Here is a 26421-nt window from a genome sequence, read left to right as displayed (position 1 = left end):
ACACATCTAGAATGGCATCTTATGTCAGAAATTATCTGAATTTAGATTTTTGTATCACGTACGGCATTTTTGGGACGAAAAGCTGCTACCACGTTATTATCCGTCTCAATGTAAGGGCCATCTAACAATTGAATACAATAAGGAACACTGGCGAAAATACCGTGAACGACCACCTTTCCTTCGGTATCTCTGACTCCTTCCAGCGTCTCTTTAATTGCTTTGGGCTGACCGGGTAAATTCAAGATTAGCGCCTGTTTACGGATCACGCCTACCTGACGGGATAAAATCGCCGTAGGTACAAAGTGTAGGCTGATTTGACGCATTTGTTCGCCAAAACCAGGCATTTCTCGGTCAGCGATTGCCAATGTGGCATCAGGGGTCACATCACGTCGCGCAGGGCCAGTTCCACCCGTCGTCAGTACCAAATGGCAACCCATTTCATCTACCAGTTCACACAGTGTTTGTTCTATCAGAGTTTGCTCATCAGGAATCAGGCGGGTTTCAAGAGTAAATTCAGTGGTCACTGCCCCCTTCAACCATGCTTCCAGAGCCGGAATACCTTTGTCCTGATAGATTCCATTCGACGCGCGATCGGAAATGGACACTAAACCGATACGTAATGTATGCATACAATCACCTTGATAAAAAATCATTCTCTGTGGGCAGGATGATACTACGCAAAGCCATTACCTCAACCCTATTAACTCACAGAATCAAGCCTGGTTTTGTTCCAATCACTAACCTGAATTGCTTATTTTTTCCATAAAAAAAGGCAGCTTACGCCACCTTTTTCTTTCAATCGGCCTGCCAGCATAAAGATTACAGCAGGTCGGCAATCATCTTCTCAAGTTTGCCCTGATCGACAGCAAATTTGCGAATGCCGTCAGTCAGTTTTTCAACCGCCATTGGATCCTGATTATGATCCCAATAAAACTCGGCTTCGGTCAGCGGCGCTGGCGCAGCTTCAACTTTACCGGTGTAAGACAGCTTACGTTCCAAAGCGCCTTCACTTTCTGCCAATTCTTTCAGCAGAGTCGGGGCTATGGTCAAACGGTCACAACCTGCCAGTTCAATAATTTCACCGATATTACGGAAGCTTGCGCCCATTACCACGGTTTTATAACCGTGTTTTTTGTAATACTGGTAGATTTCTTTAACTGAAATCACGCCTGGATCTTCGTTTGGTGCGAACTCTTTCTTGTCGCCATTCGCCTTGTACCAGTCCAGAATACGGCCAACAAACGGAGAAATCAGGTAGACACCCGCTTCAGCACAGGCGCGTGCCTGAGCGAAGGAAAACAGCAGAGTCAGGTTACAGTTGATACCTTCTTGCTCTAACTGTTCGGCGGCACGGATACCCTGCCAAGTTGAAGCCAGTTTGATCAGAATGCGATCTTTGCTGATACCAGCATCGCCATACATTTTGATCAAGCGTTTTGCTTTCGCTACACTGGCAACAGTGTCATAGGACAGACGGGCGTCAACTTCGGTAGAAATACGGCCAGGGATCAGCTTCAGAATTTCCAGACCGATATTAACGGCCAGTTTGTCACCCGCATCAATAACTTGCTGTGCTTTGTCATGGCTTTGCTCACGAGCCCAAGCAATGGCGTCATCAATCAGTTTACGGTATTCCGGGATTTGAGCAGCATTCAGAATCAGTGATGGGTTAGTTGTCGCGTCTTGTGGCTGATACAGTTTCATCGCCGCAATGTCCCCGGTGTCAGCTACAACGGTAGTCAATTGACGTAGGGAAGTCAGTTTATCGGTCATGTTGTCGTTTCTCATCGTTTGTGCATGAACTTTTGGCATTCTGTCACCCTGCCTTTTCTTGATAATAACACGCAGAAGCCCCGGCGCAAGGCAGTTCAACTGTTTAAAAAAACATCGGTTGCACCGACTTCTCTGAGCAACCGTTTTCGCCTGGCAAAAGGTGCTGAACCCCGTAGATTAATAGCAACTTTCTTCATTATCACGGTGCTGAGACGATTTAGCCAAGTCATCCTTCCTATCCTAGCAATTGACTATTCTTCGTTTGGTTGATGCCCACTTTTTGCTACAGTGTGTCTATCTGGATAAACAGGATGTCGTCATGCTTATTATTATTTCTCCGGCTAAAACTCTTGATTACCAAAGTCCGTTGGTCACAACGACCTTCACTCAACCTGAGTTGCTGGATAAGTCTCAGGCACTTATTGAGATTTGCCGTGAACTGACACCTCCCCAGATTGCCAGTTTGATGCATATCAGCGATAAACTGGCTGGTTTGAATGCTGCCCGGTTCAGTGAGTGGCAACCTGATTTCACGCCGGAAAATGCACGTCAGGCCATATTGGCGTTTAAAGGCGATGTTTACACCGGTATGCAGGCGCAGGATTTCAGCAAAGCCGATTTTTCCTTTGCCCAAAAGCATTTACGTATGCTTTCCGGTTTATACGGTGTGTTGCGTCCGCTGGATTTAATGCAACCTTATCGATTGGAAATGGGAACCAAACTGGCTAACCCGCAGGGCAAGGATTTATACGCATTCTGGGGGGATATTCTCACTGACAAACTGAATCAGGCGTTAGAGCAGCAAGGTGATAATGTGCTGATTAATCTGGCTTCGGATGAGTATTTCAAAGCAGTAAAACCCGCCAAGCTGAATGGCACGTTGATCAAACCGGTATTTCTGGATCAGAAGAACGGAAAATATAAAATCATCAGTTTTTATGCCAAGAAAGCTCGCGGATTAATGAGCCGCTTTATCATTCAAAATAGACTAGAAAAAACCGAGCAACTGATCGGTTTCAATCTTGAGGGTTATCAGTTCGACCCTGCGTTATCTGCGAAGAACGAGTTGGTATTTAAACGACCGGAACAGCACTAGACTCTCCGTTTAGGCAACAAATACGTCATCATTAATAGAAAAGGGCCAACCGGCCCTTTTCTGCTTTTGCGATGTCGATTTCCGCGATGACCCGCCCTATTTATTGTGGCAATGCCATGAGGAACACACGGAGTTGCTCATAATTTGCCGGTAAGTCATGCGATAACAACGGCATTGATGCTCTGACCGCCAGTTCCTTTGGCAATGGTAACTCCTGCGTCAAAATCTCCTCTACGCTTTCTTTGAATTTTGCCGGATGAGCCGTACCGAGGAACAAACCGAATTCACCATCTTGCAATTGATCACGTAATGCACGATAGGCAATCGCTGCATGAGGTTCAGAGATATAACCTATTTCAGCCAGTTCCCGCAGAGTTTCTTTGGTCACTTCATCGCTAACGGCAGCATGACCCAGCTCTTTCAACTGCCAGATCTTACGACGGAACAATTCTTCCACTCGTGGCCAATTATTTGGCTGACTGACATCCATCGCATTGGACAAGGTAGCAACCGTTGGCTGAGGCTGCCACTGACCATTAACCAAGAAACGCGGTACGGTGTCATTGGCGTTAGTTGCGGCGATAAAGCGTTTCACCGGAAGACCCAGCGATTTGGCTAATAGACCTGCGGTCAGATCACCAAAGTTGCCACTCGGCACAGAAATAACCAGTTGATTACGTGCCTCTTGCGGCAACTGCGCCACAGCTTCGAAGTAATAACAGATTTGCGCTAACAATCGACTGATATTGATGGAGTTGGCAGAGTTGAGATGCAGCGCTTGTTTTAACTCTTCATCGTCAAAAGATTGTTTTACCAGCGCCTGACAAGCATCAAAATCGCCGTCAATCGCCACGGTATGAATGTTGCCACCCAAAGTGCAGAACAGTTTTTCCTGCAAGCGGCTGATTTTTCCTCGCGGGTACAGAATCACGACTCGCACATTTTTCAGCCCGTAAAACGCATGTGCCACTGCCGCGCCGGTATCACCAGAAGTGGCGGTCAAAATGGTAACAGGCTGATCACCCGCGACTTCTGCCAGCATCTGCGCCATAAAACGTGCGCCAAAGTCTTTGAATGCCAATGTCGGGCCGTGGAATAACTCCAGAATCGAGATATCGTTTTCAACCGCTGCAACTGGCGCAGGGAATTCAAAAGCAGCTTTAACGCGTTTGGTCAGTGTTTCAGGGGCGATTTCGTCGCCAATAAAAGCAGATAAAATACGGCTACTGCGGGTCACAAAATCCTGATCCAGCAGCTTATCAATCTCTGTGAGTTCGAACTCGGGTAACTCCAGCGGGAAGAACAGCCCCTGATGCTTACCCAAGCCTTGCTTGATGGCCTGCGCAAAGCTGACCTGCTCATTGTGATCTTTAAGGTTGTAAAGTTTCATGCATTATCCCAGTAGTCGTGCGCCTGCGGTATCCAGACGGCAAATATGTACAAAACCTTCGTCGTTTTGCAGGTAGTTTTTTTGCAGCCATTCCGCCATGCGGTGAGCGGTGTCATTTTCGTTACACACCGCAAACAACGTCGGGCCGGAACCGGAAATACCGCAGGCCAGCGCACCAATATCCTGTGCAGCCTGACGTGCGGCAGAAAAACCCGGAAGCAATTGCGTACGATAAGGCTCGGCGATGACATCTTTCATCAGTTTAGCGGCTAACACTGGCTGTTGCGTATGGCTGGCATGGATGAAACCAGCCAGATTGCGGCCATGCGCGATACAATCCTGTCGGCGATATTGTGCAGGCAAAATCGCCCGGGCTTCAGCGGTAGACACTTTGATTCCCGGATATGCCATAACCCATAACCAATCGGAAAAACCAGGTACTTGTTGGCTGATATGATCCTCTTGTTCGAGGATCAATTGCATACCACCGAGATAACAAGGTGCGACATTGTCATAATGCACACTGCCCGAGACACGTCCTTCCAGCTCGCCCATCATGCCCAGCAATGTGATTTTATCCAGCGGCTGTCCACAGAATTCGTTCATCGCCATCAGCCCAGCCACGACCGAACAAGCGCTAGAACCTAAACCAGAACCGATCGGCATATTTTTTTCCAACCGCATCGCCACTGGAATCTCTTTGCCAATCTCCTGACAAAAACGCTGCCAGCATTGATAGACAATATTCTCTTTGGGATCGTCCGGCAGCTTGCTAACGAAACGACCTTCGTTGTGTAAACTGAAACTGTCTGCCGCCACCACGCTAACGCAATCGCCAAGCAAGGCACCATCAACCGGAGAAACCGCCGCCCCCAGCACATCAAAACCCACGCTAACATTGCCAATCGATGCCGGAGCATAGACCTTAACCATATTTAAACTCCCAGCTTCCAGGATAATGTGCGTAATAAATCGGCAAATACGCCAGCAGCGGTAACATCATTACCAGCGCCGTAACCACGTAGAACCAAAGGAATCGGCTGATAGTAGCGAGTGTAAAAGGCCAGCGCATTTTCACCGTTCTTGACCTTATACAAGGGATCATTACCATCAACTGCATCCATACGAACCTGACAGCGCCCGTCTTCAATCACCCCGACATAACGCAGCACTTTGCCCTGTTCGCTGGCATTGGTGACTCGGCGGTTAAAGTCGGCATCCAGCGATGGTAAGCGTTTCAGGAAGTTCTCTACATCGCCAGAGGCATCGAAGGATGCCGGTAAAACTGATTCCACTTCAATGTCGGTCAGTTCTAATTTGTAACCCGCTTCACGGGCTAAAATCAATAACTTGCGCGCAATATCCATCCCAGACAAATCATCACGTGGATCGGGTTCGGTGTAACCCAACGATTTGGCCTGCAATGTGGCCTCACTGAGCGACATACCTTCGTCCAGCTTGCCGAAAATAAAGGAAAGTGAACCAGAAAGAATGCCGGAGAAGCGAAGCAGTTCATCGCCAGCATTGAGCAAATTTTGCAGGTTTTCAATCACTGGTAAACCGGCACCAACATTGGTGTCATACAAAAACTTACGGCTAGATTTCGCCGCCGCCGTGCGCAATTGTCGGTAATAATTCATTGATGAAGTATTAGCTTTCTTGTTTGGTGTCACTACGTGGAAACCATCCGACAGGAAGTCGGCGTATTGATCGGCCACCGCCTGGCTAGAGGTGCAATCGACAATGACCGGATTCAGCAAATGATACTCTTTTACCAAACGAATCAAGCGGCCCAGATTAAACGGCTCTTGCGCTACCGCCAGTTGATCCTGCCAGTTATTCAAATCGATCCCATGAACATTGGTGAGCAACGCTTTAGAATTAGCGATACCACATACTCGTAAATCAATATGTTTCTGTTTTAGCCACGGCTGCTGACGGTGGATCTGTTCGATCAACGCACCACCGACGCCGCCTGCGCCAATCACAAACACTTCAATAACCTGATCGGTATTAAACAGCATTTGATGACAAACGCGTACACCGGTTGTCACGGAGTCATTATTGACGACCACGGAAATGGATCGTTCGGAAGAACCTTGTGCAATAGCGATAATATTGATATTGGCTCGCGCCAGCGCGGAGAAGAAGCGCGCTGAAATACCGCGCAAAGTACGCATACCATCGCCGACAACGGAGATAATCGCCAGCCGCTCCATGACGTCCAGTGGATCCAGCACGCCATCTTTCAACTCAAGATAGAATTCGTCTTCCAGCGCCTTGCGAGCGAGTAACAGTTCGCCTTGTGGCACACAGAAACTGATGCTGTATTCAGACGAGGATTGAGTGATTAACACCACGGAAATTCCGCTGCGTGACATGACGGCAAACACCCGCGCCGCCATCCCCACCATACCTTTCATTCCTGGCCCTGAAACGTTGATCATCGCCATATTATTCAGGTTGGTGATACCTTTGACCGGATAGCCATCATCCATGCCTTCACCACCGATCAAGGTTCCAGGAGCTTGCGGGTTGGCCGTATTTTTTATCAGGCAAGGGATCTGGAACTGGGCAATGGGCGCGATGGTGCGAGGATGGAGAACTTTGGCGCCAAAATAGGACAGTTCCATCGCTTCTTGATAGGACATCGATTTCAGCAATCGGGCATCGGGTACGGTACGTGGATCGCAGGTATAGACACCATCAACGTCAGTCCAGATTTCACAGCAGTCCGCGCGTAAACAGGCCGCCAATACCGCCGCCGAATAATCAGAACCATTGCGGCCAAGCACTACCAGTTCACCTTTATCATTACCGGCAGTAAATCCGGCCATCAAGATGATATGGTCAGCCGGAATGCCACTCGCCACAATACGTCGGGTAGATTCAGCAATATCAACGGTGGACTCCAGATAGTGCCCTTGTGCCAGCAGCTTCTCGACCGGATTGATCACTGTTACCGGATAGCCTTTCGCCTGAAACACCGCCTCCATGATGGCGATAGACATTTTTTCGCCACGGCAGATAATGGCTGCATTAACGCTATCTGGGCACTGCCCTAGCAGAGATATACCGTGCAATTGCTGTTTGAGTTGCGCAAATTCGTGTGCCACAAACGCTTTTAGACGATCATAGGCAAAACCGGGTTGTGCCAGAGCTAATCCGCGCAACAACTCGGCAAAAATCGTTTCCGATTCGCTCATGACCGGAAAAATATCCTGCCCGGAGACGGTCTTATCAATCATGGCAACCAGATGGTTGGTAATCTTTGCCGGTGCCGAAAGCACGGTGGCAACCTGTCCTTGACGCGCATTGTTTTCGATAATATCAGCAACACGCATAAATCTTTCTGCGTTTGCAACTGAGGTTCCGCCAAATTTCAGCACTCGCATTTCTGTTTCTCTCCTGAATTTATGCCGAAAAAAAAGCCCGCACTGTTTAGGTGCGGGCTTTTTTCTGTGTTTCCTGTACGCGTCAGCCCGCCCCGTAACCTGTGGTTTCGGTGGTGGTAATAATCGTTGTAGTCAGGCTGATGTCGCGCATTTTGTCTGTCTCATTTAATTACTGAAGCTCTCCCTCTATTGGTTAAAGCAATCCTTGCTGCAAGTCAAACTTTTTTGTCCATTGACCTTGCGCATTCAGTCACCATTAAACGGCAGATAAAATCACTTAAAGTTCGATAATAAGAATTTAACAACCAATATAATCTTAATATTGGAATATAAAACTCACCATTTGCAATTTATCCCTAGGATATACACTCGTATTTTTTTGTTGCTCAAGACTGAATCGCACCGCAAAAATGGATAATGCTGCCTCTCTATATCGATAAAGCACTGCCAAAATCAGGCTATCAGGTGGCCAGATTTTTAGGCAAACACATAATGTGAATTATAAGATCATTTTATTTACATACTGATAACACTGGTGGTGGTTTATCTTATCTATTCGGTGAAAAGCTCACCTAAGAGAGAAAACCAAGACTGAACGACAATATTCAGAGTATATTGATTTTAAACAATAAAAATCAATGCATTACATACTTAATTATTTATCTAAATATTAAATGAATTATTTAATATTAAATACACTGAAACGATCACATATTTTAACCAACTATCCCTTAAACTGGTATTCTTGTAAGTGTTTTTCACAAAAGTGTTAACGTGCTACAATTGAATTTGATATATGTCAACAAAGCGTAGTTTTGTTGGGTGGTAGATTCGGCTCACACTGTTATGTTGCTGTTAATAGGGTTAGGATATGCGCCGCTTTTGTCACCTTTGGGGCTGTAGGGAGTAACACCCCGACCGAGCTAGCGATGTTGTTGACGTTGATGGAAAGTGCATCAAGAACGCGTTTACGTACTTTAGTCATGTGATAAATGGGATGACGAGTTAAAAGTCAATAAAAATCCTTATATAACAAAGACTTCTGTACTTCCTATTTCTATTTTGTTGGCAATTTTAGGTAGCAAACATGCAGACCCCGCACATTCTGATCGTAGAAGACGAGATCGTCACTCGTAACACCTTGAAGAGCATTTTCGAGGCGGAAGGCTACGTAGTCCATGAAGCCAATGATGGCGCAGAAATGCACCACATTCTGTCTGAGAATGATATCAATCTGGTTATCATGGATATTAACCTGCCGGGCAAGAATGGTTTATTGCTGGCACGAGAACTTCGCGAACAGGCGAGCGTTGCCCTGATGTTCCTGACTGGCCGCGATAATGAAGTGGATAAAATCCTTGGTCTGGAAATCGGTGCTGATGACTACATCACCAAGCCTTTTAATCCACGCGAGTTAACCATTCGTGCCCGTAATTTGCTGTCACGTACCATGAATCTGGGTAGCGTGGGCGAAGAGCGTCGTCTGGTTGAAAGCTATAAATTCAACGGTTGGGAGCTGGATATCAATAGCCGCTCACTGATCAGCCCGACTGGTGAAAATTATAAGCTGCCACGCAGCGAATTCCGCGCCATGCTGCACTTCTGCGAAAACCCAGGCAAAATTCAATCCCGTGGTGAGTTGCTGAAAAAAATGACTGGCCGCGAGCTGAAACCTCATGACCGCACGGTAGACGTCACTATCCGTCGGATTCGTAAACACTTTGAATCCACGCCTGATACCCCAGAAATCATTGCCACCATCCATGGCGAAGGTTATCGATTCTGCGGCGATCTGGAAGACTGATTGCCTGATAGGCAAAAAAACCAGCGCGGAAGTGCTGGTTTTTTTTTATCCATTGATCAGACTTAATTGCTATGCGCCCAGGGAATAATAGGTACGGCGCTGATGGCGTTCTTTGGTGAACCGTCGACGACTTTGTCAGAATAGGTTAAATACACCAATGCATTGCGGCTAGCATCATAGAAACGCACAACCTGGAGCTTTTTAAATACCAGCGAGGTTCGTTTCTGAAATACGACTTCCCCTTTGGTTTTGCTCTTCTTGATTTTATCTGACAGTTCGATCGGGCCAACCTGCTGACAAGAAATAGCGGCATCGGCCGTATCTTCTGCCAATCCCAGCCCACCTTTAATTCCACCGGTTTTAGCTCGACTGATATAACAAGTTACATTTTTAACATCAGGATCGTCGAAAGCTTCAATGACTATTTTATGGTCAGGACCAAAGAGCTTAAATACCGTATCTACCGAACCAATTTCTTCAGCATGTAGACTTATGGTGCCGAAAGAGAGCAGCCCACAAAGTAATATCCAATTTTTTTTCATATACTTACTCCATTATGCTCGGCATCATTACCCAAGATCGATCTTTTATACCATTATACAAGTATTCATTAATAATTCGTTTTTAACGCCTTCAGATGCCGATTTAGTACCATTACCCATAAAAATCTTAGGCAGTCTCAGGCAAGAAAAGTTGTTACTATGCGGCGGAGCCAATTCAGCTCCTGAGCGATTTATCCTAATCCAGGCTGCTTTAAGAGGAAGATCTATGGATCAAGCCAGTATCATTCGTGATCTGCTTAGCTGGCTGGAAAGTCATTTAGACCAGCCGTTATCACTGGACAACGTTGCCGCAAAAGCAGGCTACTCTAAATGGCATTTGCAGCGGATGTTTAAAGACGTCACTGGTAATGCCATCGGTGCCTATATTCGCGCAAGAAGGCTATCTAAAGCTGCGGTTGCCCTGCGTTTAACCAGTCGGCCCATTTTGGATATTGCATTGCAATACCGTTTCGACTCCCAGCAAACCTTTACCCGCGCATTTAAGAAACAATTTGCGCAAACGCCAGCGCTTTATCGTCGGGCGGAAGACTGGCATTCATTAGGCATCTGCCCGCCCATTCGGTTAGGCTCTTATACCTTGCCTCAGGCCGAGTTTATTACGTTGCCGGAACAGCATTTGGTTGGTTTAACCCAAAGCTATTCATGCACGCTGGAGCAAATTTCGACCTTCCGTACCGAATTGCGTTCCCATTTCTGGCATCAATATCTTGGGGGAGCAGATAAGTTACCGCCAGTGCTATATGGCCTGCACCATTCTCGACCGAATCAGGAAAAGGATGATGAACAGGAGATTTTCTACACCACGGCCATCGAGCCTCAGCATACACCAGCCAACGTGCAAGAAGGCCAGCCGGTGATTTTGCAGGGCGGTGAATACGTTAAGTTTGTTTATGAAGGGCCAGCCGAAGGGTTACAGAACTTTATTCTGACACTGTATGGCACCTGCCTACCACAGCAAGAGCTGACTCGCCGGAAAGGATACGATATCGAACGTTTCTTCCCGCAAGGGCGACCAAAAGATCAGCCGCCTGCGGTATTGCGCTGCGAATATCTGATTCCTATTCGCCGTTAGCGCTGTAGTTCGTCCAACGCGGGCATATCCAGATGCGTGATATCGCCCGCGGTCTCCACAATCCAACCTGATGCCAGCCACAGGCTTTGCTGATAATCCACGCGAGATAGCGAACAGTTGCGCAAACGCAAGCGACGCTCAGCATAAGGCGGCAACCCCAAAATGGTGCTTAGCAGACATCCCAGCGCAATTCCGTGACTGACTAGCAACGGCTTACTGCCCGGCGGTAACTCTCGGCAACTTTCCAACGCCGCATGCATACGCGCCGCCAACTCCGTCATCGACTCGCCATCAGGGATTCGCCCATCAGGTGTGCCATCAACCATTTGCTTACGCCATAACTCTTCTTGGGCGGTTAAGCTGTCAATGCCTCGCGTTTCCAGCACCCCCATATTCAGCTCACGCAGACGCGGTTCCGTTATTATCCCGCAGCCACAGGTATCAGCAATAATTTCGGCCGTGCGCCGGGTTCGCCCCAGATCGCTGGTGATGACGTGGGTAATTCCCTCGCCGCTAACCCGCCGCGCCACCAACCGAGCCTGATGCTCGCCGATTGCAGTCAAAGGGCTGTCTGATTGGCCTTGAATACGCCGTGCCGCGTTCCATTCGGTTTCGCCATGACGAACGAGATATACCTGTAACATGTCTGTTTTCCGTTATACTGCGTAAAATTAGCTAAGGATGCTTAAACTCATTATGTACCATGTTGTTGCTGCCACCACCAACCCTGCAAAAATTAAGGCTATTACTTGCGCATTTAACGACGTTTATGGTTCAGAGTGCTGTCACATCGAAGGTATTCATGTGAATAGTGGTGTATCCCTTCAACCCATCGGCGATACCGAAACACGCACCGGTGCGCGTCAGCGAGTGACCACTGCACGTCAAATGGTGCCGGGAGCAGATTTTTGGGTCGGAGTGGAAGCCGGTATTGAAGATAATATGACCTATGCCTGGATCGTCGTTGAACACTTGCAGCTACGGGGAGAATCCCGCTCTGCCAGTTTAATGCTGCCGCAAATTATATTACATGGAATAAAACAAGGCCGTGAACTGGGCGACGAAATGGCACTTTTGACTGGAAATACCGAAGTCAAACGTCAGGGTGGCGCAATTGGTTTTTTCACTGACGGGAAACTGTCACGCACCAGCGTTTATCATCAGGCGTTACTGCTGGCTCTGGTACCCTTTCATAACCCAGTTTATCAAAAATAAACCGTCACTCTATTGATTAATAGAGGGAAATAAATCCGAACCACCCAGAAACCATGCGCTTAGGATGGTGAAGACTCATTCCCCCCCAGCAATTGCGCTTCCAGCCAGCTTTTCAGCTGTGGCGAAGAGGCTTTCAGGCTATTGGAACCACGGGTAATGGTGGCAATACCGGCACCAAGCTGATTTTTCAACTCTCGCTGGCTCAGTTCACCACGCATTAATTCCTGAATAATACGAACGCGGGTGCCCAAAGCGGCTCGCTCGTCAGGTGTCAGCATTAATTGTAATAATGGTTGGTGGAGATCTTGCGCAACAGCCTGTTGCAGCAATGCAACAAAGCTTAACCAGTTCTGGTTATCTTCAGCGGAGAGTGCGGGATCAATTACGGCGTTCTGGGTCATGGTAGGCTGCCATACTATTTAACTAGTACAGCAGCATAGCATAAAGTGGCAAAGATCAATAACGTCTCTGCAACTCCGCATCACTCAGCACTTTAGCGGGACGATTCATAAAGTGGCGATAAAAAGCGTCATAGGCCAGCACATTTTTGACATAACCACGGGTTTCAGAGAAAGGAATACTCTCAATAAAAGCCACGGCATCCACTTGTCCGCCACTGTTTCCCAACCAGGTATTCACCCGTGACGGACCAGCATTATAAGCCGCACTGGCCAAAATGCGGTTGCGGCCAAACTGCTGATAAACCTCTTCCAGATAGCTGGTACCAATTGCAATATTTGTGACCGGATCGAGCAATTGACTGCTATTAACATAGCCACTGATATTATTCAGTTTTACCGTATGATCTGCGGTTCTCGGCATGACTTGCATCAAGCCAGCAGCACCAACCGGTGACTGAGCTTTGGGATTCCAGGCACTTTCCTGCCGCGCAATCGCCATCGCGTAACTTGGCGTGATACCCTTACCTTCCGTAGCCCGACGGAACTCCTGTGGCCAAGCCAGCGGGAAGCGTTCTTCTAGATGATCCCAAAGTTTGGCAACAATCGTGGCTTGTACGCTCAGATCAGCCCATTTCTGCTCAAACGCGTAACGCGCCAGAGCTTCCTGCTCCGGTTTACTGCGGCTGGCAACCAGATAGCTCCATTCATTACGGGCCAGATTATCCATATTCCAATACATTAGCTCACGTACCCGGGCAATTTCCGGCAACTTAGCCAAAGAGGCATCAGGTTTGGTAGCAACTTCCACCATAATTGGATAAGGAATATTCAGCTTCTGCGCCGCTACCATCGGATAGAATCCACGGGCGTTGGTCAACTCACGCAGCATCGCCTCCCCTTCAGTTTTATTGCCTTGATCGATCAGTAACGTGGCACGCCAGTAACGCCATTCGTCCTTGTCTTTCGCATCCGATGGCAAACGCGCCAGCCAAGCTTGCAAACTTTTGCGATCGCCACTTCCCAGTGCCATACGGATACGGCGTTCCAGCAACAGGCTGGAATGGCTGCGCAACGTCACTTCATCACGCCATTTGGCTTGTTGATCAGTGGCGTCATTGCCCATTAAACGCCAGGCAACCGCTTCTTCCAGCTCCAACTTCTCTTTGTCGCTCATCTTTTGCAGTCGTGCCAATATCGGGATCATGGCTCGAGCATTTTCAACATCCTGTCTGGCCAAACGGGTAAAGGCAATTGTGGTGGCCGAACGGGTAAAATCGGTTGGCCCGACGGTGCGGGCAAAACTTTCCACACTGGTCGGATCGCTCTGTAGTTTAGCCAGCGCCGTTCCCATGGTTTGATAATCATCGGGTAACTGTTTCAACAGGAAACTCACCAGGCTGGCATTGCTTTCTTTCAGTGCCAGACGCATACGCGCCAGTGTCGCCAGCGGCGTTTGATGCCCAGCCTGCTGCCAAACCGTAAACAGCTTATCGCAGCTTCCCGGCAATGACTGACCGTTTAACCAGATATCACTGGCGCCGTCCCAAGCCACCTGCTGCTCACCCGTAGCCCACTTGGCATAATAGTAGTTACAGCGAGCGGCAACCGGCTTGGGTGCCTGCGGACTAAAACTCAATAACCCACGCCAATCCTCACGACGAGCCAGTTCATTCACAAAGCGGGAAGAAAGAGAGCGTGCCGGTGGTAGCGTCGGGTTTCGGCTGAGAAAATCACTGATCTGTGCCGGACTGATCTGGCTGAGATCCTGCGTTAATTGACGATATTCCAGATACGGATACAGGGGATAATTACGCAGCGTCGGTAATAATTGTTCCACCGTCGCCATCTGATTGCTGTCCCACGCCTGTTTAACTTGTTGATAGCGCTGTCGCTGGGCATCAAGAGAATCTGCGGAAGCCACTCCTGATGCCGTCGCCAGACATACGCCAATCGCCAGATATCGCCACTTGTCCATACTCACTGTTTCCTCACGGGTTGTTGGCTTCACATCACATTCACAGAGTCTTCTGATTAGCATAGTCATAATGAGTTCAGGTTAGATAATTATACTAATCGCGAATTATGCTAATCGAGAGTTTCGCCCGATAAACAATGATTCGCCACACTCTTTACTCACTATTGCACAGATTCCTACCATACAAATTTTTGGCCTTAACCGCCTACGATAATCTGTTGAATAAGAATAAAAAAAGAACCCCCCTGAGCACAGATTAATGATTTTATTAAACAGTTAGTTAACTACCTGCTTATGCTTAATGAAAAAATTATCAACAAGAATAGAAACACTACAAACTTTCATTCTCGCTGTAAGGAGAAACGCTTGGCCGACAGATGAGAGAATAAGTCGTTACTCAGTGAGTATTATCTCAGATCAAAACGCTAAGTTGATAATTATCTACTATTATTCCTAAATATATTCATGTTTATTTTGCTGTTTCCACTGAAATTTTTTGATTTATTTTTAATAAAAATCAACAACTAATAGAAAAATACTAACGGCGTAAAGAAAAAAGGTATTTTAGCTTCATGCTAAAGTGCCAAAATTTCCGATAAATAACGGATACAAGGACAGCTAATTCTAGATTTATTAATTCTTTGGAGAAGGTTCCTTCAATGCATAACACATCAAATGACAAATTGGCATCGCCGCCCCTATCAGGGAAGAATTGGTATCAGCTCACGACGGAAGAAAGCTTACAGCAGTTGAATACCACTACCGAAGGTCTGAGCCAGCAGGATGCGGCTGAACGCTTAAAAAAGCATGGTCCAAACTCTCTTCCTGAAAAGAAGCGTAAACACCCACTTATCCAATTTTTCGCCCACTTTAATGATGTTTTAATCTACATCCTGCTCGCCGCAGCTTTAGTTAAAGGCTTAATGGGTCACGCCGTTGATACCATCATTATTCTGTGCGTAGCGGTGATCAATGCCTTAATCGGTTTTGTACAAGAAAATAAAGCCGAGAAATCGCTCAAAAGCATTCAAAATATGTTGTCCAGCAAAGCGGTAGTGATTCGAGAAGGTGTGACTCAAATCATTAACGCTCAAGATCTGGTTATTGGGGATATTGTCACGCTAAAACCCGGCGACAAAATTCCAGCCGATTTGCGTTTGCTGGAAGCGCATAACCTCCAGATCGAAGAAGCCATTCTGACGGGTGAATCTACCGTCGTGGAGAAACAGATCGGCGTTATCGAGAATGAAGCGGTGATTGGTGATCGTAAAAACCTACTCTTCTCGGGCACCACCATCAGTGCAGGCACGGCAAAGGGTGTCGTGATTGCAACTGGTGGTGATACCGAACTGGGCCATATTAACCAGATGATGTCGACCATCGACACGCAGCGCACCCCGCTGCTGCAACAGATGGACCGACTGGGTAAGGCGATCTTCATCCTCATTTTGGTCATGATGGCTTTCTTGTTTGTCTTCGCCTTCCTGCTGCGCGACCTGCCGGTTAATGAGTTGCTACTGGCTTTGATCAGTTTGGCTGTGGCGTCGGTGCCAGAAGGGTTACCGGCAATTATCTCGATTATTCTGTCATTGGGCGTGCAGTCAATGGCCCGCAAACGGGCAATTATTCGTAAGCTACCCACAGTGGAAACTCTGGGCGCGATGACGGTCGTATGTTCGGATAAAACTGGCACCCTGACGATGAATGAAATGACCGTAAAAGCGGTTATTCTGGCTGACCATTGTTACCGCGTCGAAGGCGAAAGCTACGAGCCGGTAGGTAATATTTATCAGGAAGGTAGCGACCAAAAAGCCGATCTGGATGCTAATGCCAATCTGAAAACATTTATCACGGCAGTGAATCTATGTAATGACAGCCAGATTCAGAAAAACGATCAGGGGCACTGGATCATCACCGGTGGGCCAACGGAAGGAGCGCTGAAAGTATTGGCGGCAAAATCCGGCCTTGAGCTGGGTCAGGTTAGCCAACTTGGTAAAATTCCATTTGATTCCGCCTATAAATACATGGCGACCAGTAATCAGGTTCAGTCGGACAGCAGTATCTTCCTGACGGGTGCGCCGGATGTATTATTCACCTTCTGTCAGCAGGAACTGACCGCTAACGGCGTAGCACCTTTCCGTCGTGACTACTGGGAAGCCGAAATGGCTCGTTATGCGAAGCAGGGCTTGCGCATGGTGGCAGCCGCTTTCCGACCGACAGATGAAGCGGTGAGTGAACTGGATCACAGTGATATTCAGCAGGGAATGGTGTTTGTCGGCATCGCGGGCATGATGGATCCACCGCGTCCTGAAGCCATTGATGCCATTGCCACCTGTCAGCAAGCAGGGATTCGCGTCAAAATGATCACCGGTGACCATCAGGAAACCGCAATGGCGATTGGCGCAATGCTCGGTATTGGTAATGGTATCGATTCTATTACCGGTAGCCAACTGGAACATATGGACGATGACGAATTGGCTGAAGCGGCTATGCGTTACGACATTTTCGCCCGTACCAGTCCGGAACATAAATTGCGGCTGGTAAAATCGCTACAAGCCAAAGGTGAAATCGTCGGGATGACTGGCGATGGCGTCAATGATGCACCGGCGCTGAAACAAGCTGACGTCGGTATTGCCATGGGGATCAAAGGAACCGAAGTGACCAAAGAAGCCGCCGATATGGTGCTCTCCGATGATAACTTCGCCACGATCGCCAGTGCGGTAGAAGAAGGCCGCCGAGTTTACGACAACCTGAAAAAAACCATTCTGTTTATTCTTCCTACCAACCTGGCACAAGGCCTGCTCATCATCTTTGCTATTCTCGCCGGTGCAGTGATTCCGTTAACACCGCTGCAAATACTGTGGATTAACATGGCGACATCGACCACGCTTTCCTTTGGTTTAGCATTCGAACCGTCGGAAAGAGGCATTATGCGCCGCAACCCGCGCGATCCGTCACGCCATGTATTGGATGGGCACGCCATCTGGCGTATCGCCTTTGTTGGTATACTGATTGCTATCAGTGCCTTTATTTTGGAAGCCTACCTGGAACCACGCGGTTATAGCACCGAGTTTATCCGTACCGTGTTAATGCAAACGCTGGTTACCGCACAATGGATCTACATGTTTAACTGCCGTGTGACCGACCGCTTCCCACTGAATAAGGAAGTATTCGTCAATAAAGGACTCTGGTTAGTCTCTGGTGTGTTGGTGTTACTGCAATTGGCAATTATCTATCTACCATTTATGAACACCGCCTTTGGTACCGAACCACTGCCAGCCTATTATTGGGGCCTGACATTACTGGTCAGCATCGCCATCTTTATGCTGGTTGAAATTGAAAAATGGGTCATCCAACGCTTTAAATCTTCAGTGAGAACTCACTAATACCTCACGGTACTTTACCGCCCGGCAATAAAACCGGGCGGTTATCCAACCTCAGAATAAAAATTCATTTAATCTCTCGGTCTGCCGATACCATTACCAGCATTGCAACTAGGAAGGTTCTCCAACGGGTACACTTAACGGTTGCGCTGGTTGCGGTAGGAATGGCCGGTATTTTCATTACCCTGTTCGCCGTGGTGGCATTGCGGGTTTATGTCGACCACAATTTGCATTTAATCGCCCGCTCCATCAGCTATACCACTGAGGCTGCCGTTGTATTTGGCGATAATATTGCAGCCAATGAAGCCTTGGCGGTAATTGCGGCGAATGAAGAAGTGGCTGAAACCAAAATTATGGGTGCCAATGGAAAGTTAATTGCCAGTTGGACAATGCCTGAAAATGGTCCTTTCCACCAGATAGAGCAAAGCGTGGCTCGCTGGGTACTGACCGGTTCGGTAGAGATGCCAATCACCCGTGGCACGGATCGGCTCGGTACCATTATTATGACCAGCTACGGTGGCGGTCTGGTCAGTTTCCTGGTGCAAGGCTTGCTAGCCATGCTGGCAGGTTTGATTATCAGTATTGTGGTGCCCTATTTCTCTCACGCCGTATGCTGCGAGGGATTGTAGGCTCTCTGAACCAGATCACCGAAGTCGCTCACAACGTGAGCCTCCACCGTAGTTTTGGCCAACGGGTACCATCTGCACCTATCGCGGAACTGAATGAGTTAAGTCATGACTTTAATGGATTGCTGCACTACAAGAACAAGGGTTTAAATTAACCGATAACGGCTGGGAGTTTGGCCTGTCGGATAAAGTACTGTTCAGCAGTCATGTTGGCAAACTGAACCCACAAGGCGTGCAAACCGTCGAAAAAATTGGTCGGGCGTTGAAAGCCGTTGATATCAATCATATCCGCCTTAATGGACATACGGATTCCATGGGGGAAGATAGCTATAACGATCGGTTATCCTATGGCCGCGCTAGCGCCGTTGCCGATACGCTGGCGACCATTGGCATGCCAAGAGCGAATATCGACGTCCGTGGATTGGGCAAGCTGAATCCTGTCGCCGATAACCACACAGCCAAAGGTCGGGCTGAAAATCGCCGGGTTGCCATGATCGTTACCGCGCCCTAATGCCTGAAATACCGCATTCTGCGGGGTGACACCAGCAGAAAAAGAGCAGAAACGGTTATACTCTCATATCTTCATGGATGTCTGGGATCCACGATCAAAACGGGCTACACTCCGCAACCAGACATCCTAATAAAAACTGATATAGAGAGGCTAGAGCAACGTGGCTCAATACGTCTATACCATGCACCGCGTCGGCAAAGTGGTTCCGCCGAAGCGTCATATTCTGAAAAACATCTCCCTAAGTTTCTTCCCCGGTGCAAAAATCGGCGTGCTGGGCCTCAATGGCTCGGGTAAATCCACGCTGCTGCGCATCATGGCCGGTGTCGATACGGATATCGAAGGTGAAGCACGCGCGCAGCCAGGTATCAAAATCGGTTACCTGCCGCAGGAGCCCAAGCTGAATTTGGAGCAAACGGTTCGCGAAGCGGTGGAAGAATCCGTTGGCGAAGTAAAACGTGCTCTGAGCCGTCTGGACGAGGTTTACGCGCTCTATGCCGATCCGGATGCTGATTTCGACAAGCTGGCGAAAGAACAAGGCGAGCTGGAAGCGATTATCCAGTCTCACGATGGCCATAATCTGGATAACCAGTTGGAGCGTGCTGCCGATGCTCTGCGTCTGCCACCTTGGGAGGCCAAAATCGCCAATCTATCCGGTGGTGAGCGTCGCCGCGTCGCCATTTGCCGCCTGCTGTTGGAAAAACCGGATATGTTGCTGCTGGATGAACCTACCAACCACTTGGATGCCGAATCCGTGGCTTGGTTGGAGCGCTTCCTGCATGACTATGAAGGTACCGTAGTGGCAATCACCCATGACCGTTACTTCCTCGACAACGTGGCGGGTTGGATTCTGGAGTTGGACCGCGGCGAAGGTATTCCGTGGGAAGGTAACTATTCCTCATGGTTGGAACAGAAAGATGCCCGTCTGGCACAGGAAGCCTCTTCCGAAGCCGCTCGTCGCAAATCCATCGAGAAAGAGCTGGAATGGGTTCGCCAGAATCCGAAAGGTCGTCAAGCCAAAGGCAAAGCGCGTCTGGCTCGCTTTGAAGAACTGAATAGCGTTGAGTACCAAAAACGTAACGAAACCAGTGAGCTATTTATTCCACCGGGTCCACGTTTAGGTGACAAAGTGCTGGAAGTCGAGCACCTGAGCAAGTCTTATGGCGACCGGGTATTAATTGACGATCTGACCTTTGCCCTACCCAAAGGGGCTATTGTCGGTATTATCGGGCCGAACGGTGCCGGTAAATCCACCCTGTTCCGCATGTTATCAGGTCAGGAACAACCCGACTCCGGCAGCATTAGCCTCGGTGATACCGTGCAATTGGCCTCTGTTGATCAGTTCCGTGACAGCATGGATGACAGTAAAACCGTATGGGAAGAAGTTTCCGGCGGTCAGGACATCATGAAGATCGGTAACTTTGAATTACCCAGTCGCGCCTACGTTGGCCGCTTCAACTTCAAAGGCGTCGATCAAGGTAAACGCGTGGGTGAACTGTCCGGTGGTGAGCGTGGCCGTATCCATTTGGCAAAACTGTTGCAGGTTGGCGGCAATATGTTGCTGCTGGATGAACCTACCAACGACCTGGATATTGAAACGCTGCGGGCGCTGGAAAACGCCTTACTGGAATTCCCAGGCTGTGCAATGGTTATTTCCCATGACCGTTGGTTCCTTGACCGAATTGCTACCCATATCATCGATTATCAGGATGAAGGCAAAGTCGTATTCTTTGAAGGTAACTTTACGGAATACGAAGAATGGAAAAAACGGACTCTGGGCGCTGAAGCCTTAGAACCACATCGTATCAAGTATAAGAAAATGACCAAGTAATCGGCCATAAAGTTATGACTATGCTGCCCGCCATTCGGTGGGCAGTATTATTTTCAGGCGGTTATGGACATAACACCGCGTCGCCGACACTCGGAGAAACGGATCGGAGATCATTCCATCAGGCTGATTTTTAACTTGTCCTCAGTGTACGATGTTCGAGATACACGCAATGAGTCGGCAGCCAACAATTGCTGCACCAACTCGACGCAGCGCAGGAAGCGCTCATCATAATCCGCTGATTCCACATGCACATACTCGACATTATTAGCCTGTAGCATTTCTTCCAGCAGATTTTGGAAGGATTTTCGCTCAGTGCTACTGCCCAGGCTGCGTAGGCCATCAGCCACCCACGGGGTATTGTTTTCCAGCAAAATAACCAGATCGAAACGATACTCATCAATCAGCGCCTGCACAAAGGGATGCTCTCGCCCTTCATATTTCTTGCAGAACGCCTGAGTGGTGACAAAATCAGTATCGATAAAGGCCACTTTATTGGCATATTTAACCGCAAAATCGACGTATTGAGCCTGTCCCAGCGCGATTTTGTCGTAATCGGAATATTGCAGCGCCATCTCGTCGCCACCTAAATGGGAAAAGACATAATCCCGCCCGTATTCCCAGGCGCTGGTGGTATTGAAAATGTTGGCCAACTTGTTGACCAACGTCGATTTCCCGCTGGATTCGCCTCCCAGAATAGCCACCGTACGTACGAAAAACGGCTTCACTTCCGTTGGGATATAGTCCCAATAACGGAAAGGATCACGGCGGATTTGACGGCCACTGATCTCCATAAATGAGCGTTGTGGATCGATTAAAATTGTTTCGATACCGAGCTGTTCGCGGTAACGAGGCGCATCCTGACTGTCGCCAGAATAGATAAAGCTCGGCACTATGCCTTTATTTGCCATAAATTCTTTGACGCCGTGACTCCAGACATCCCAACCGTGCGGATAAGGCTCGATTCCGTGCTCATCAAAAGAATGAATGCGAATATTTTTCTGATATTTGAAGGTTTGCAACAACCAGCGTAAACGGTCACTGACCGTTGGCTGCTGTGACATCGAGCTGTTCTCGAACAGTTCCCGATCCCGCGGCTCATCGTGGCAAAGAATGATATGCAGTTCGTCTACTTGGCTACAGGCGCGCTGAATCAAATAGATGTGGCCGGTATGCAGAGGGTAAAATTTACCAAACACCACGCCGACCTTTTTCTCACGGCGAGGAAACTCTAACCCGAGAAAACGGTGCAAGGCTTCAAGTTTTTGCGCACTGGGGCTTTTGATTTTGTCGTTGAGAAGTTGGCTTAAATAACCTTTAGTCATCCCGCTGGCTTCTGCCACTTGTTGTAGCGTGCAGCCTTTTTGCTTAATGGCCATTTTTAAATAATCGAACTGCAACATACTGCCTCCTGTTTAGCACGCTAAACAAAAATACCACAATATGCTGCCTGAACGACACGACTAAATGGCGCTACAGATCGTCTAAAACCGCCAACGCATCCGCCAGTTTCTTGACCCCGAAAACCTGCATATTCGGCAGCGGTTTCTTCGGCATATTGGCATATGGCACTATCGCTCGTTTAAATCCGTGTTTGGCCGCTTCAGAAATACGTTCCTGGCCACTGGGTACTGGACGAATCTCACCCGCCAGCCCCACTTCACCGAATACCACCAAATCCTGCGGCAACGGCCGATCCCGCAGGCTGGATACCAGTGACATTAATAGCGCCAGGTCTGCACTGGTTTCCGTGACCTTAACACCGCCGACCACGTTAACGAAGACATCCTGATCCGACATCTGTAACCCGCCGTGACGATGCAATACCGCCAGCAGGATCGCCAGTCGATTCTGTTCCAGACCAACGGCAACCCGGCGCGGGTTGGACATCATCGAATGATCCACCAGCGCCTGAATCTCTACCAACAGCGGCCGAGTTCCTTCCCACACCACCATCACCGAGCTACCCGAGGTCACTTCATCGCCACGGCTAAGGAAAATAGCCGACGGGTTGCTGACTTCACGCAGGCCTTGTTCGGTCATGGCAAACACGCCCAGCTCATTGACCGCACCAAAACGGTTTTTATGGCTGCGTAACGTCCGAAAACGGGAGTCGCCGTCGCCATCCAACATGACCGAGCAGTCAATACAGTGCTCTAATACTTTCGGCCCAGCCAGCGACCCATCTTTGGTGACATGACCAACCATCACGATAGCGACGCCACGGGTTTTGGCAAAACGCGTCAGATAGGCAGCAGTTTCACGCACCTGAGCCACGCTGCCTGGCGAAGATTGAATATCCGCCATATGCATCACCTGAATGGAGTCGATCACCATCAGTTTTGGCTGTTCCTGTTCGGCAATCAGGCAAATCTGTTCAATACTGGTTTCAGATAACATATTCAAATTGGCGGTCGGCAATCCCAAACGATGGGCACGCATCGCGACCTGTTGCAGTGATTCTTCGCCGGTGACATACAGGGTTTTCATGTTTTCGGACAGCTTGCACAATACTTGTAACAATAGTGTACTTTTCCCGGCACCGGGATTACCACCAATGAGAATGGCACTGCCGGGCACGACGCCACCGCCCAGTACTCGGTCAAACTCAAGAAAACCGGTAGTGAAGCGCGGTAATTCGTCCAAACTGATATCTGATAGTTTCTGTACCCGGCTAATTCCCGCGTCACCCGCATAGCCACCCAGACGATCGTTGCGTGAAGAAGGCGTTGTCGCAGCCAGACGCACTTCGGTAATGGTATTCCAGGCATTACAGGCACTACATTGCCCCTGCCAGCGCGGGTAATCTGCGCCGCACTCATTACAAACAAATGCGCGTTTTGGTGCTTTAGCCACGTTTTTTCCTCAAGGTTACGATTTAATAGTCAATTTAAACAACCATCCCCAAAGTCATTGGCGTTGCAGCTAGGCAAATCCCGATGAGCTTAGATCAGTAAGTGATTCGGGTGCGTGAGAGCCGCTAACAACGCTGTAGCGTCAAGGACGCAGACAACCATCCCCAAAGGCATTGGCGTTACAGCTAGGCAGCAAACGAGCAAATCCCGATGAGCTTACATCAGTAAGTGATTCGGGTGCGTGAGAGCCGCTAACAACGCTGTAGCATCAAGGACGCAGACAACCATCCCCAAAGGCATTGGCGTTACAGCTAGGCAGCAAACGAGCAAATCCCGATGAGCTTACATCAGTAAGTGATTCGGGTGCGTGAGAGCCGCTAACAACGCTGTAGCGTCAAGGACGCAGGGGATTACCGCTCCTCGTGTTTCAAACTGCCACTAAGAATACACAAAACACTCATTAAATCACCATGCCGAATCGCCACTTTGGCTTTGGCGTACACTTTTGGCTTGGCGTGGAACGCTAGGCCCAGGCCTGCGGCTTGTATCATTTTCAGGTCGTTGGCTCCATCACCTATGGCGATCGTTTGCTGGATTGGAATGGACAATTTTTCGGCTAGTTTGATTAGGGTATCTGCTTTATATTGCGCATCGACGATTGGCCCTAGAACTTTGCCGGTGAGTTTGCCATCTCTGATTTCCAGTTCATTGGCTGCTACCGCGACTAAGTGCAGCTTATCTCGCAAATATTCGGCGTAATAGGTGAATCCGCCTGAAGCTATGGCTACGTGCCAATCGAGCGCCTGTAATTTTTGTACTAAAGTGACCAGACCGGGCATCAGCGGCAAGGTATCCCGCACTTGTTTAAGGATATTGGCATCGGCTCCTTTTAAGGCTCCGACCCGCTGGCGCAGGCTGGTAGAGAAATCCAGTTCCCCTTGCATCGCTCGCTCAGTTACGGCGGCCACTTCGTCGCCTACGCCGGCCAACTTGGCGATCTCATCGATACATTCGATTTGAATGGCGGTCGAATCCATATCCATCACCAATAGGCCTGGCGAACGTAAATGGGGAATCGCACCTAATGGAACCACATCCAGCTCGCTTTCATCTGCCAGCGTTTTGATGCGTGGTGTCAGGCTGCCGGCCAGACGAATTACCTGATAATTATCCACACACCAGGCTGAGACAATCACCATCGCTGCGCCCAATCTACGCTGGAAGTCAGTAATTCGTTGTTTATCCAGCTTTTTGCCGTATAACAGCCAACCTGTGTGGCCCGCCCGATAATCCAGCGGCATGACTTCGTCACCACTCAATGAAAGCGGCAAACCCGGCCACTGGTAAATCTCCGCTGGGAGATCGCAATAGGTCAGACTGTTAGACATGAAAAAACTCCTGTAGAAAACCAGACTCGGTAAGGTAAACCCAATAGATTCACCGTAGCGATAAGACAACAACGTGAAAGATGGATCATTATATACCTAATAGCTTTCGCTATTGCGGAAGCGAACAAATGTAAACAAAAACCGCCAACACCTTAGTGCGACGAAAAATGAATCATAATATACCCCATCGTTTTCCCGTTGCAGCAAGATGACAACTGAGCAACGCCTCAGTAGCTTGGTCCGTCAAGTGACTGGGGACCGCAACAGCGCGAAAGATGAAGGGCAAAACGACGCATCAAGCTATCCTATCGCCCTTGCTTCTGGCAACATAAAGTCACCCAAACGCACAAGGATCCCGCATGGCACGGGCTAAATTAAAATTTCGGTTACATCGCACTGCTATCGTATTGATTTGTCTTGCTTTGCTGGTTATTTTGATGCAGGGCGCATCCTATTTCAGTCTCAGCCATCAGTTGGCGCGTTCCGAACAAGTGGAGGAGCTGGCAAAAACGTTGGCGAGACAGGTGGCCTTTAGCTTGTCACCGATAATGGATAGCAATAATGATGATGTAGACAGCCAGAAAGTCGACGAAGTCCTTACGCAATTGACGCAGTCCAGTCGTATATTGGACGCCAGTGTGTATCTCATTGACGGTACTTTGGTGGCGGATTCAGGGGAAAAGGTCAAGGTTCGGGATCGATTAGCATTGGATGGCAAACGCCCCGGTAGCTATTTCAATCATCAGATTGTAGAGATGATTCCCGGCAAAAATGGGCCGAGCGGTTTTTTACGTATGACTTTGGATACTCACGTACTGGCCACCGAATCCAAGCAGGTGGACAATACCACCAACTTACTGCGTTTGATGATCTTGGTGGCACTGGCCGTCGGCATTATTCTGGCTCGCACCTTGTTACAGCACCGCCGCAGCCGCTGGCAGCAATCCCCTTATCTGCTTACCGCGAATACGCCAGTGGAAGAAGACAGTAGTGACAGCGAGGAACCGATATCTGCTGATCGTCCGGCGGAAAAAACCGCCGCAGAGGACAAGAAATAGGTTTAGTTCAGAAGGCCGAGGTTTTACGGCACACCGGATAATGTTTTTGCCAAGGGTGACTCAATAGAGATATCTGGAGTAATCAGTCACG

21 protein-coding genes, 2 pseudogenes and 1 other annotated feature are annotated in these 26421 nt (G+C 48.7%); of the genes and pseudogenes, 9 read left to right on the top strand and 14 right to left on the bottom strand.

Annotated features, from left to right (window positions below):
- Positions 1 to 41: 41 nt before the first annotated feature.
- Both mog and tal read right to left on the bottom strand, forming a co-directional pair.
- Positions 42 to 629 carry a molybdopterin adenylyltransferase gene (gene mog, locus DJ39_RS05705; RefSeq protein WP_038240917.1) on the bottom strand — a complete coding sequence of 196 codons (588 nt, stop codon included), beginning with the start codon at positions 627 to 629 and terminating at the stop codon, positions 42 to 44.
- 190 nt (positions 630 to 819) lie between these two features.
- On the bottom strand, positions 820 to 1773 hold the full coding sequence (gene tal, locus DJ39_RS05700; RefSeq protein ID WP_038251214.1) for a transaldolase: 954 nt from the start codon (positions 1771 to 1773) through the stop codon (positions 820 to 822).
- Positions 1774 to 2092: 319 nt separating this feature from the next.
- Between tal and yaaA the strand changes: the two genes are divergently transcribed.
- Positions 2093 to 2869 (top strand): peroxide stress protein YaaA, encoded by a 777-nt coding sequence (gene yaaA, locus DJ39_RS05695; protein WP_038240920.1) that lies wholly within the window; start codon positions 2093 to 2095, stop codon positions 2867 to 2869.
- A gap of 100 nt (positions 2870 to 2969) precedes the next feature.
- Here the strand turns inward: yaaA and thrC are convergent, their stop codons facing one another.
- The 5 genes from thrC to yjjY form a co-directional block, all read right to left on the bottom strand.
- On the bottom strand, positions 2970 to 4259 hold the full coding sequence (gene thrC, locus DJ39_RS05690) for a threonine synthase (protein WP_004721099.1): 1290 nt from the start codon (positions 4257 to 4259) through the stop codon (positions 2970 to 2972).
- Between the two features lie 3 nt (positions 4260 to 4262).
- Positions 4263 to 5192: a homoserine kinase gene (gene thrB, locus DJ39_RS05685; protein WP_004721097.1), complete on the bottom strand. Its 930-nt coding sequence runs from the start codon at positions 5190 to 5192 to the stop codon at positions 4263 to 4265.
- Between the two features lie 2 nt (positions 5193 to 5194).
- Positions 5195 to 7654, bottom strand: coding sequence for a bifunctional aspartate kinase/homoserine dehydrogenase I (gene thrA / locus DJ39_RS05680; RefSeq protein ID WP_004721096.1), 2460 nt, complete (start codon positions 7652 to 7654; stop codon positions 5195 to 5197).
- Between the two features lie 26 nt (positions 7655 to 7680).
- Positions 7681 to 7798, bottom strand: a sequence feature (Thr leader region).
- Positions 7737 to 7805: a thr operon leader peptide gene (gene thrL, locus DJ39_RS17345; RefSeq protein WP_071665735.1), complete on the bottom strand. Its 69-nt coding sequence runs from the start codon at positions 7803 to 7805 to the stop codon at positions 7737 to 7739. It overlaps the preceding feature by 62 nt.
- A 693-nt stretch (positions 7806 to 8498) precedes the next feature.
- Entirely contained in the window at positions 8499 to 8639 is a 141-nt protein-coding gene (yjjY, locus tag DJ39_RS18240; protein ID WP_087931085.1) for a YjjY family protein, read from the bottom strand.
- Between the two features lie 102 nt (positions 8640 to 8741).
- On the opposite strand from yjjY, the gene arcA reads away from it, so the two are divergent.
- Positions 8742 to 9458 carry a two-component system response regulator ArcA gene (gene arcA / locus DJ39_RS05675; RefSeq protein WP_004721094.1) on the top strand — a complete coding sequence of 239 codons (717 nt, stop codon included), beginning with the start codon at positions 8742 to 8744 and terminating at the stop codon, positions 9456 to 9458.
- 62 nt (positions 9459 to 9520) lie between these two features.
- Here the strand turns inward: arcA and creA are convergent, their stop codons facing one another.
- Positions 9521 to 10000: a protein CreA gene (gene creA, locus DJ39_RS05670; protein WP_004721092.1), complete on the bottom strand. Its 480-nt coding sequence runs from the start codon at positions 9998 to 10000 to the stop codon at positions 9521 to 9523.
- A 226-nt stretch (positions 10001 to 10226) separates the two neighbouring features.
- On the opposite strand from creA, the gene robA reads away from it, so the two are divergent.
- On the top strand, positions 10227 to 11093 hold the full coding sequence (gene robA, locus DJ39_RS05665) for an MDR efflux pump AcrAB transcriptional activator RobA (protein WP_004721089.1): 867 nt from the start codon (positions 10227 to 10229) through the stop codon (positions 11091 to 11093).
- On the opposite strand, the gene gpmB is transcribed toward robA, so the two are convergent.
- The gene (gpmB, locus tag DJ39_RS05660; RefSeq protein ID WP_038240924.1) at positions 11090 to 11737 is read right to left on the bottom strand and encodes a 2,3-diphosphoglycerate-dependent phosphoglycerate mutase GpmB; all 648 of its coding nucleotides are present in this window, start codon (positions 11735 to 11737) and stop codon (positions 11090 to 11092) included. The genes robA and gpmB overlap by 4 nt on opposite strands.
- Before the next feature lie 52 nt (positions 11738 to 11789).
- Between gpmB and yjjX the strand changes: the two genes are divergently transcribed.
- Complete coding sequence (gene yjjX, locus DJ39_RS05655; protein ID WP_004721087.1) at positions 11790 to 12308, top strand: inosine/xanthosine triphosphatase; 519 nt, start codon at positions 11790 to 11792, stop codon at positions 12306 to 12308.
- Between the two features lie 59 nt (positions 12309 to 12367).
- Here the strand turns inward: yjjX and trpR are convergent, their stop codons facing one another.
- Together trpR and sltY are read right to left on the bottom strand one after the other, a co-directional pair.
- Positions 12368 to 12709 (bottom strand): trp operon repressor, encoded by a 342-nt coding sequence (gene trpR / locus DJ39_RS05650; RefSeq protein WP_004721085.1) that lies wholly within the window; start codon positions 12707 to 12709, stop codon positions 12368 to 12370.
- Between the two features lie 55 nt (positions 12710 to 12764).
- Positions 12765 to 14684 carry a murein transglycosylase gene (sltY, locus tag DJ39_RS05645; RefSeq protein ID WP_004721083.1) on the bottom strand — a complete coding sequence of 640 codons (1920 nt, stop codon included), beginning with the start codon at positions 14682 to 14684 and terminating at the stop codon, positions 12765 to 12767.
- 659 nt (positions 14685 to 15343) lie between these two features.
- Between sltY and DJ39_RS05640 the strand changes: the two genes are divergently transcribed.
- The 4 genes and pseudogenes from DJ39_RS05640 to ettA all read left to right on the top strand — a co-directional run bounded on the left by DJ39_RS05640 (position 15344) and on the right by ettA (position 21032).
- Positions 15344 to 18070, top strand: a complete 2727-nt coding sequence (locus DJ39_RS05640; protein WP_004721081.1) for a cation-transporting P-type ATPase — start codon at positions 15344 to 15346, stop codon at positions 18068 to 18070.
- Between the two features lie 56 nt (positions 18071 to 18126).
- Positions 18127 to 18821, top strand: a pseudogene (locus DJ39_RS05635) (CHASE sensor domain-containing protein); the annotation flags it as partial.
- Positions 18815 to 19204, top strand: a pseudogene (yfiB, locus tag DJ39_RS05630) (outer membrane lipoprotein YfiB); the annotation flags it as partial. The pseudogenes DJ39_RS05635 and yfiB, both read left to right, overlap by 7 nt.
- Positions 19205 to 19364: 160 nt before the next feature.
- Complete coding sequence (gene ettA / locus DJ39_RS05625) at positions 19365 to 21032, top strand: energy-dependent translational throttle protein EttA (RefSeq protein WP_038240930.1); 1668 nt, start codon at positions 19365 to 19367, stop codon at positions 21030 to 21032.
- 110 nt (positions 21033 to 21142) lie between these two features.
- Here ettA and nadR read toward each other — a convergent pair whose 3' ends face one another.
- The 3 genes from nadR to serB form a co-directional block, all read right to left on the bottom strand.
- The gene (gene nadR, locus DJ39_RS05620; RefSeq protein ID WP_004721073.1) at positions 21143 to 22432 is read right to left on the bottom strand and encodes a multifunctional transcriptional regulator/nicotinamide-nucleotide adenylyltransferase/ribosylnicotinamide kinase NadR; all 1290 of its coding nucleotides are present in this window, start codon (positions 22430 to 22432) and stop codon (positions 21143 to 21145) included.
- A 70-nt stretch (positions 22433 to 22502) separates the two neighbouring features.
- On the bottom strand, positions 22503 to 23885 hold the full coding sequence (gene radA, locus DJ39_RS05615) for a DNA repair protein RadA (RefSeq protein WP_004721071.1): 1383 nt from the start codon (positions 23883 to 23885) through the stop codon (positions 22503 to 22505).
- A 409-nt stretch (positions 23886 to 24294) separates the two neighbouring features.
- Positions 24295 to 25272, bottom strand: a complete 978-nt coding sequence (gene serB / locus DJ39_RS05610) for a phosphoserine phosphatase (RefSeq protein ID WP_038245378.1) — start codon at positions 25270 to 25272, stop codon at positions 24295 to 24297.
- Positions 25273 to 25631: 359 nt separating this feature from the next.
- Between serB and DJ39_RS05605 the strand changes: the two genes are divergently transcribed.
- A complete protein-coding gene (locus tag DJ39_RS05605) occupies positions 25632 to 26330 on the top strand; it encodes a YtjB family periplasmic protein (RefSeq protein ID WP_004723183.1) in 699 nt (232 codons plus the stop codon).
- Positions 26331 to 26421: the final 91 nt, after the last annotated feature.

It is taken from the genome of Yersinia ruckeri ATCC 29473 (assembly GCF_000754815.1).
In the GTDB taxonomy this organism is placed as follows: Bacteria; Pseudomonadota; Gammaproteobacteria; order Enterobacterales; family Enterobacteriaceae; genus Yersinia; species Yersinia ruckeri.
Note: the sequence above shows the minus strand (reverse complement) of the source record. Positions and strands in the feature narration are given on the sequence as shown.

Coding starts and splice junctions, on each gene's coding strand:
- mog (WP_038240917.1), bottom strand. CDS start 629: ATGCATACATTACGTATCGGTTTAGTGTCCATTTCCGATCGCGCGTCG.
- tal (WP_038251214.1), bottom strand. CDS start 1,773: ATGACCGATAAACTGACTTCCCTACGTCAATTGACTACCGTTGTAGCT.
- yaaA (WP_038240920.1), top strand. CDS start 2,093: ATGCTTATTATTATTTCTCCGGCTAAAACTCTTGATTACCAAAGTCCG.
- thrC (WP_004721099.1), bottom strand. CDS start 4,259: ATGAAACTTTACAACCTTAAAGATCACAATGAGCAGGTCAGCTTTGCG.
- thrB (WP_004721097.1), bottom strand. CDS start 5,192: ATGGTTAAGGTCTATGCTCCGGCATCGATTGGCAATGTTAGCGTGGGT.
- thrA (WP_004721096.1), bottom strand. CDS start 7,654: ATGCGAGTGCTGAAATTTGGCGGAACCTCAGTTGCAAACGCAGAAAGA.
- yjjY (WP_087931085.1), bottom strand. CDS start 8,639: ATGACTAAAGTACGTAAACGCGTTCTTGATGCACTTTCCATCAACGTC.
- arcA (WP_004721094.1), top strand. CDS start 8,742: ATGCAGACCCCGCACATTCTGATCGTAGAAGACGAGATCGTCACTCGT.
- creA (WP_004721092.1), bottom strand. CDS start 10,000: ATGAAAAAAAATTGGATATTACTTTGTGGGCTGCTCTCTTTCGGCACC.
- robA (WP_004721089.1), top strand. CDS start 10,227: ATGGATCAAGCCAGTATCATTCGTGATCTGCTTAGCTGGCTGGAAAGT.
- gpmB (WP_038240924.1), bottom strand. CDS start 11,737: ATGTTACAGGTATATCTCGTTCGTCATGGCGAAACCGAATGGAACGCG.
- yjjX (WP_004721087.1), top strand. CDS start 11,790: ATGTACCATGTTGTTGCTGCCACCACCAACCCTGCAAAAATTAAGGCT.
- trpR (WP_004721085.1), bottom strand. CDS start 12,709: ATGACCCAGAACGCCGTAATTGATCCCGCACTCTCCGCTGAAGATAAC.
- sltY (WP_004721083.1), bottom strand. CDS start 14,684: ATGGACAAGTGGCGATATCTGGCGATTGGCGTATGTCTGGCGACGGCA.
- DJ39_RS05640 (WP_004721081.1), top strand. CDS start 15,344: ATGCATAACACATCAAATGACAAATTGGCATCGCCGCCCCTATCAGGG.
- nadR (WP_004721073.1), bottom strand. CDS start 22,432: ATGTTGCAGTTCGATTATTTAAAAATGGCCATTAAGCAAAAAGGCTGC.
- serB (WP_038245378.1), bottom strand. CDS start 25,272: ATGTCTAACAGTCTGACCTATTGCGATCTCCCAGCGGAGATTTACCAG.
- DJ39_RS05605 (WP_004723183.1), top strand. CDS start 25,632: ATGGCACGGGCTAAATTAAAATTTCGGTTACATCGCACTGCTATCGTA.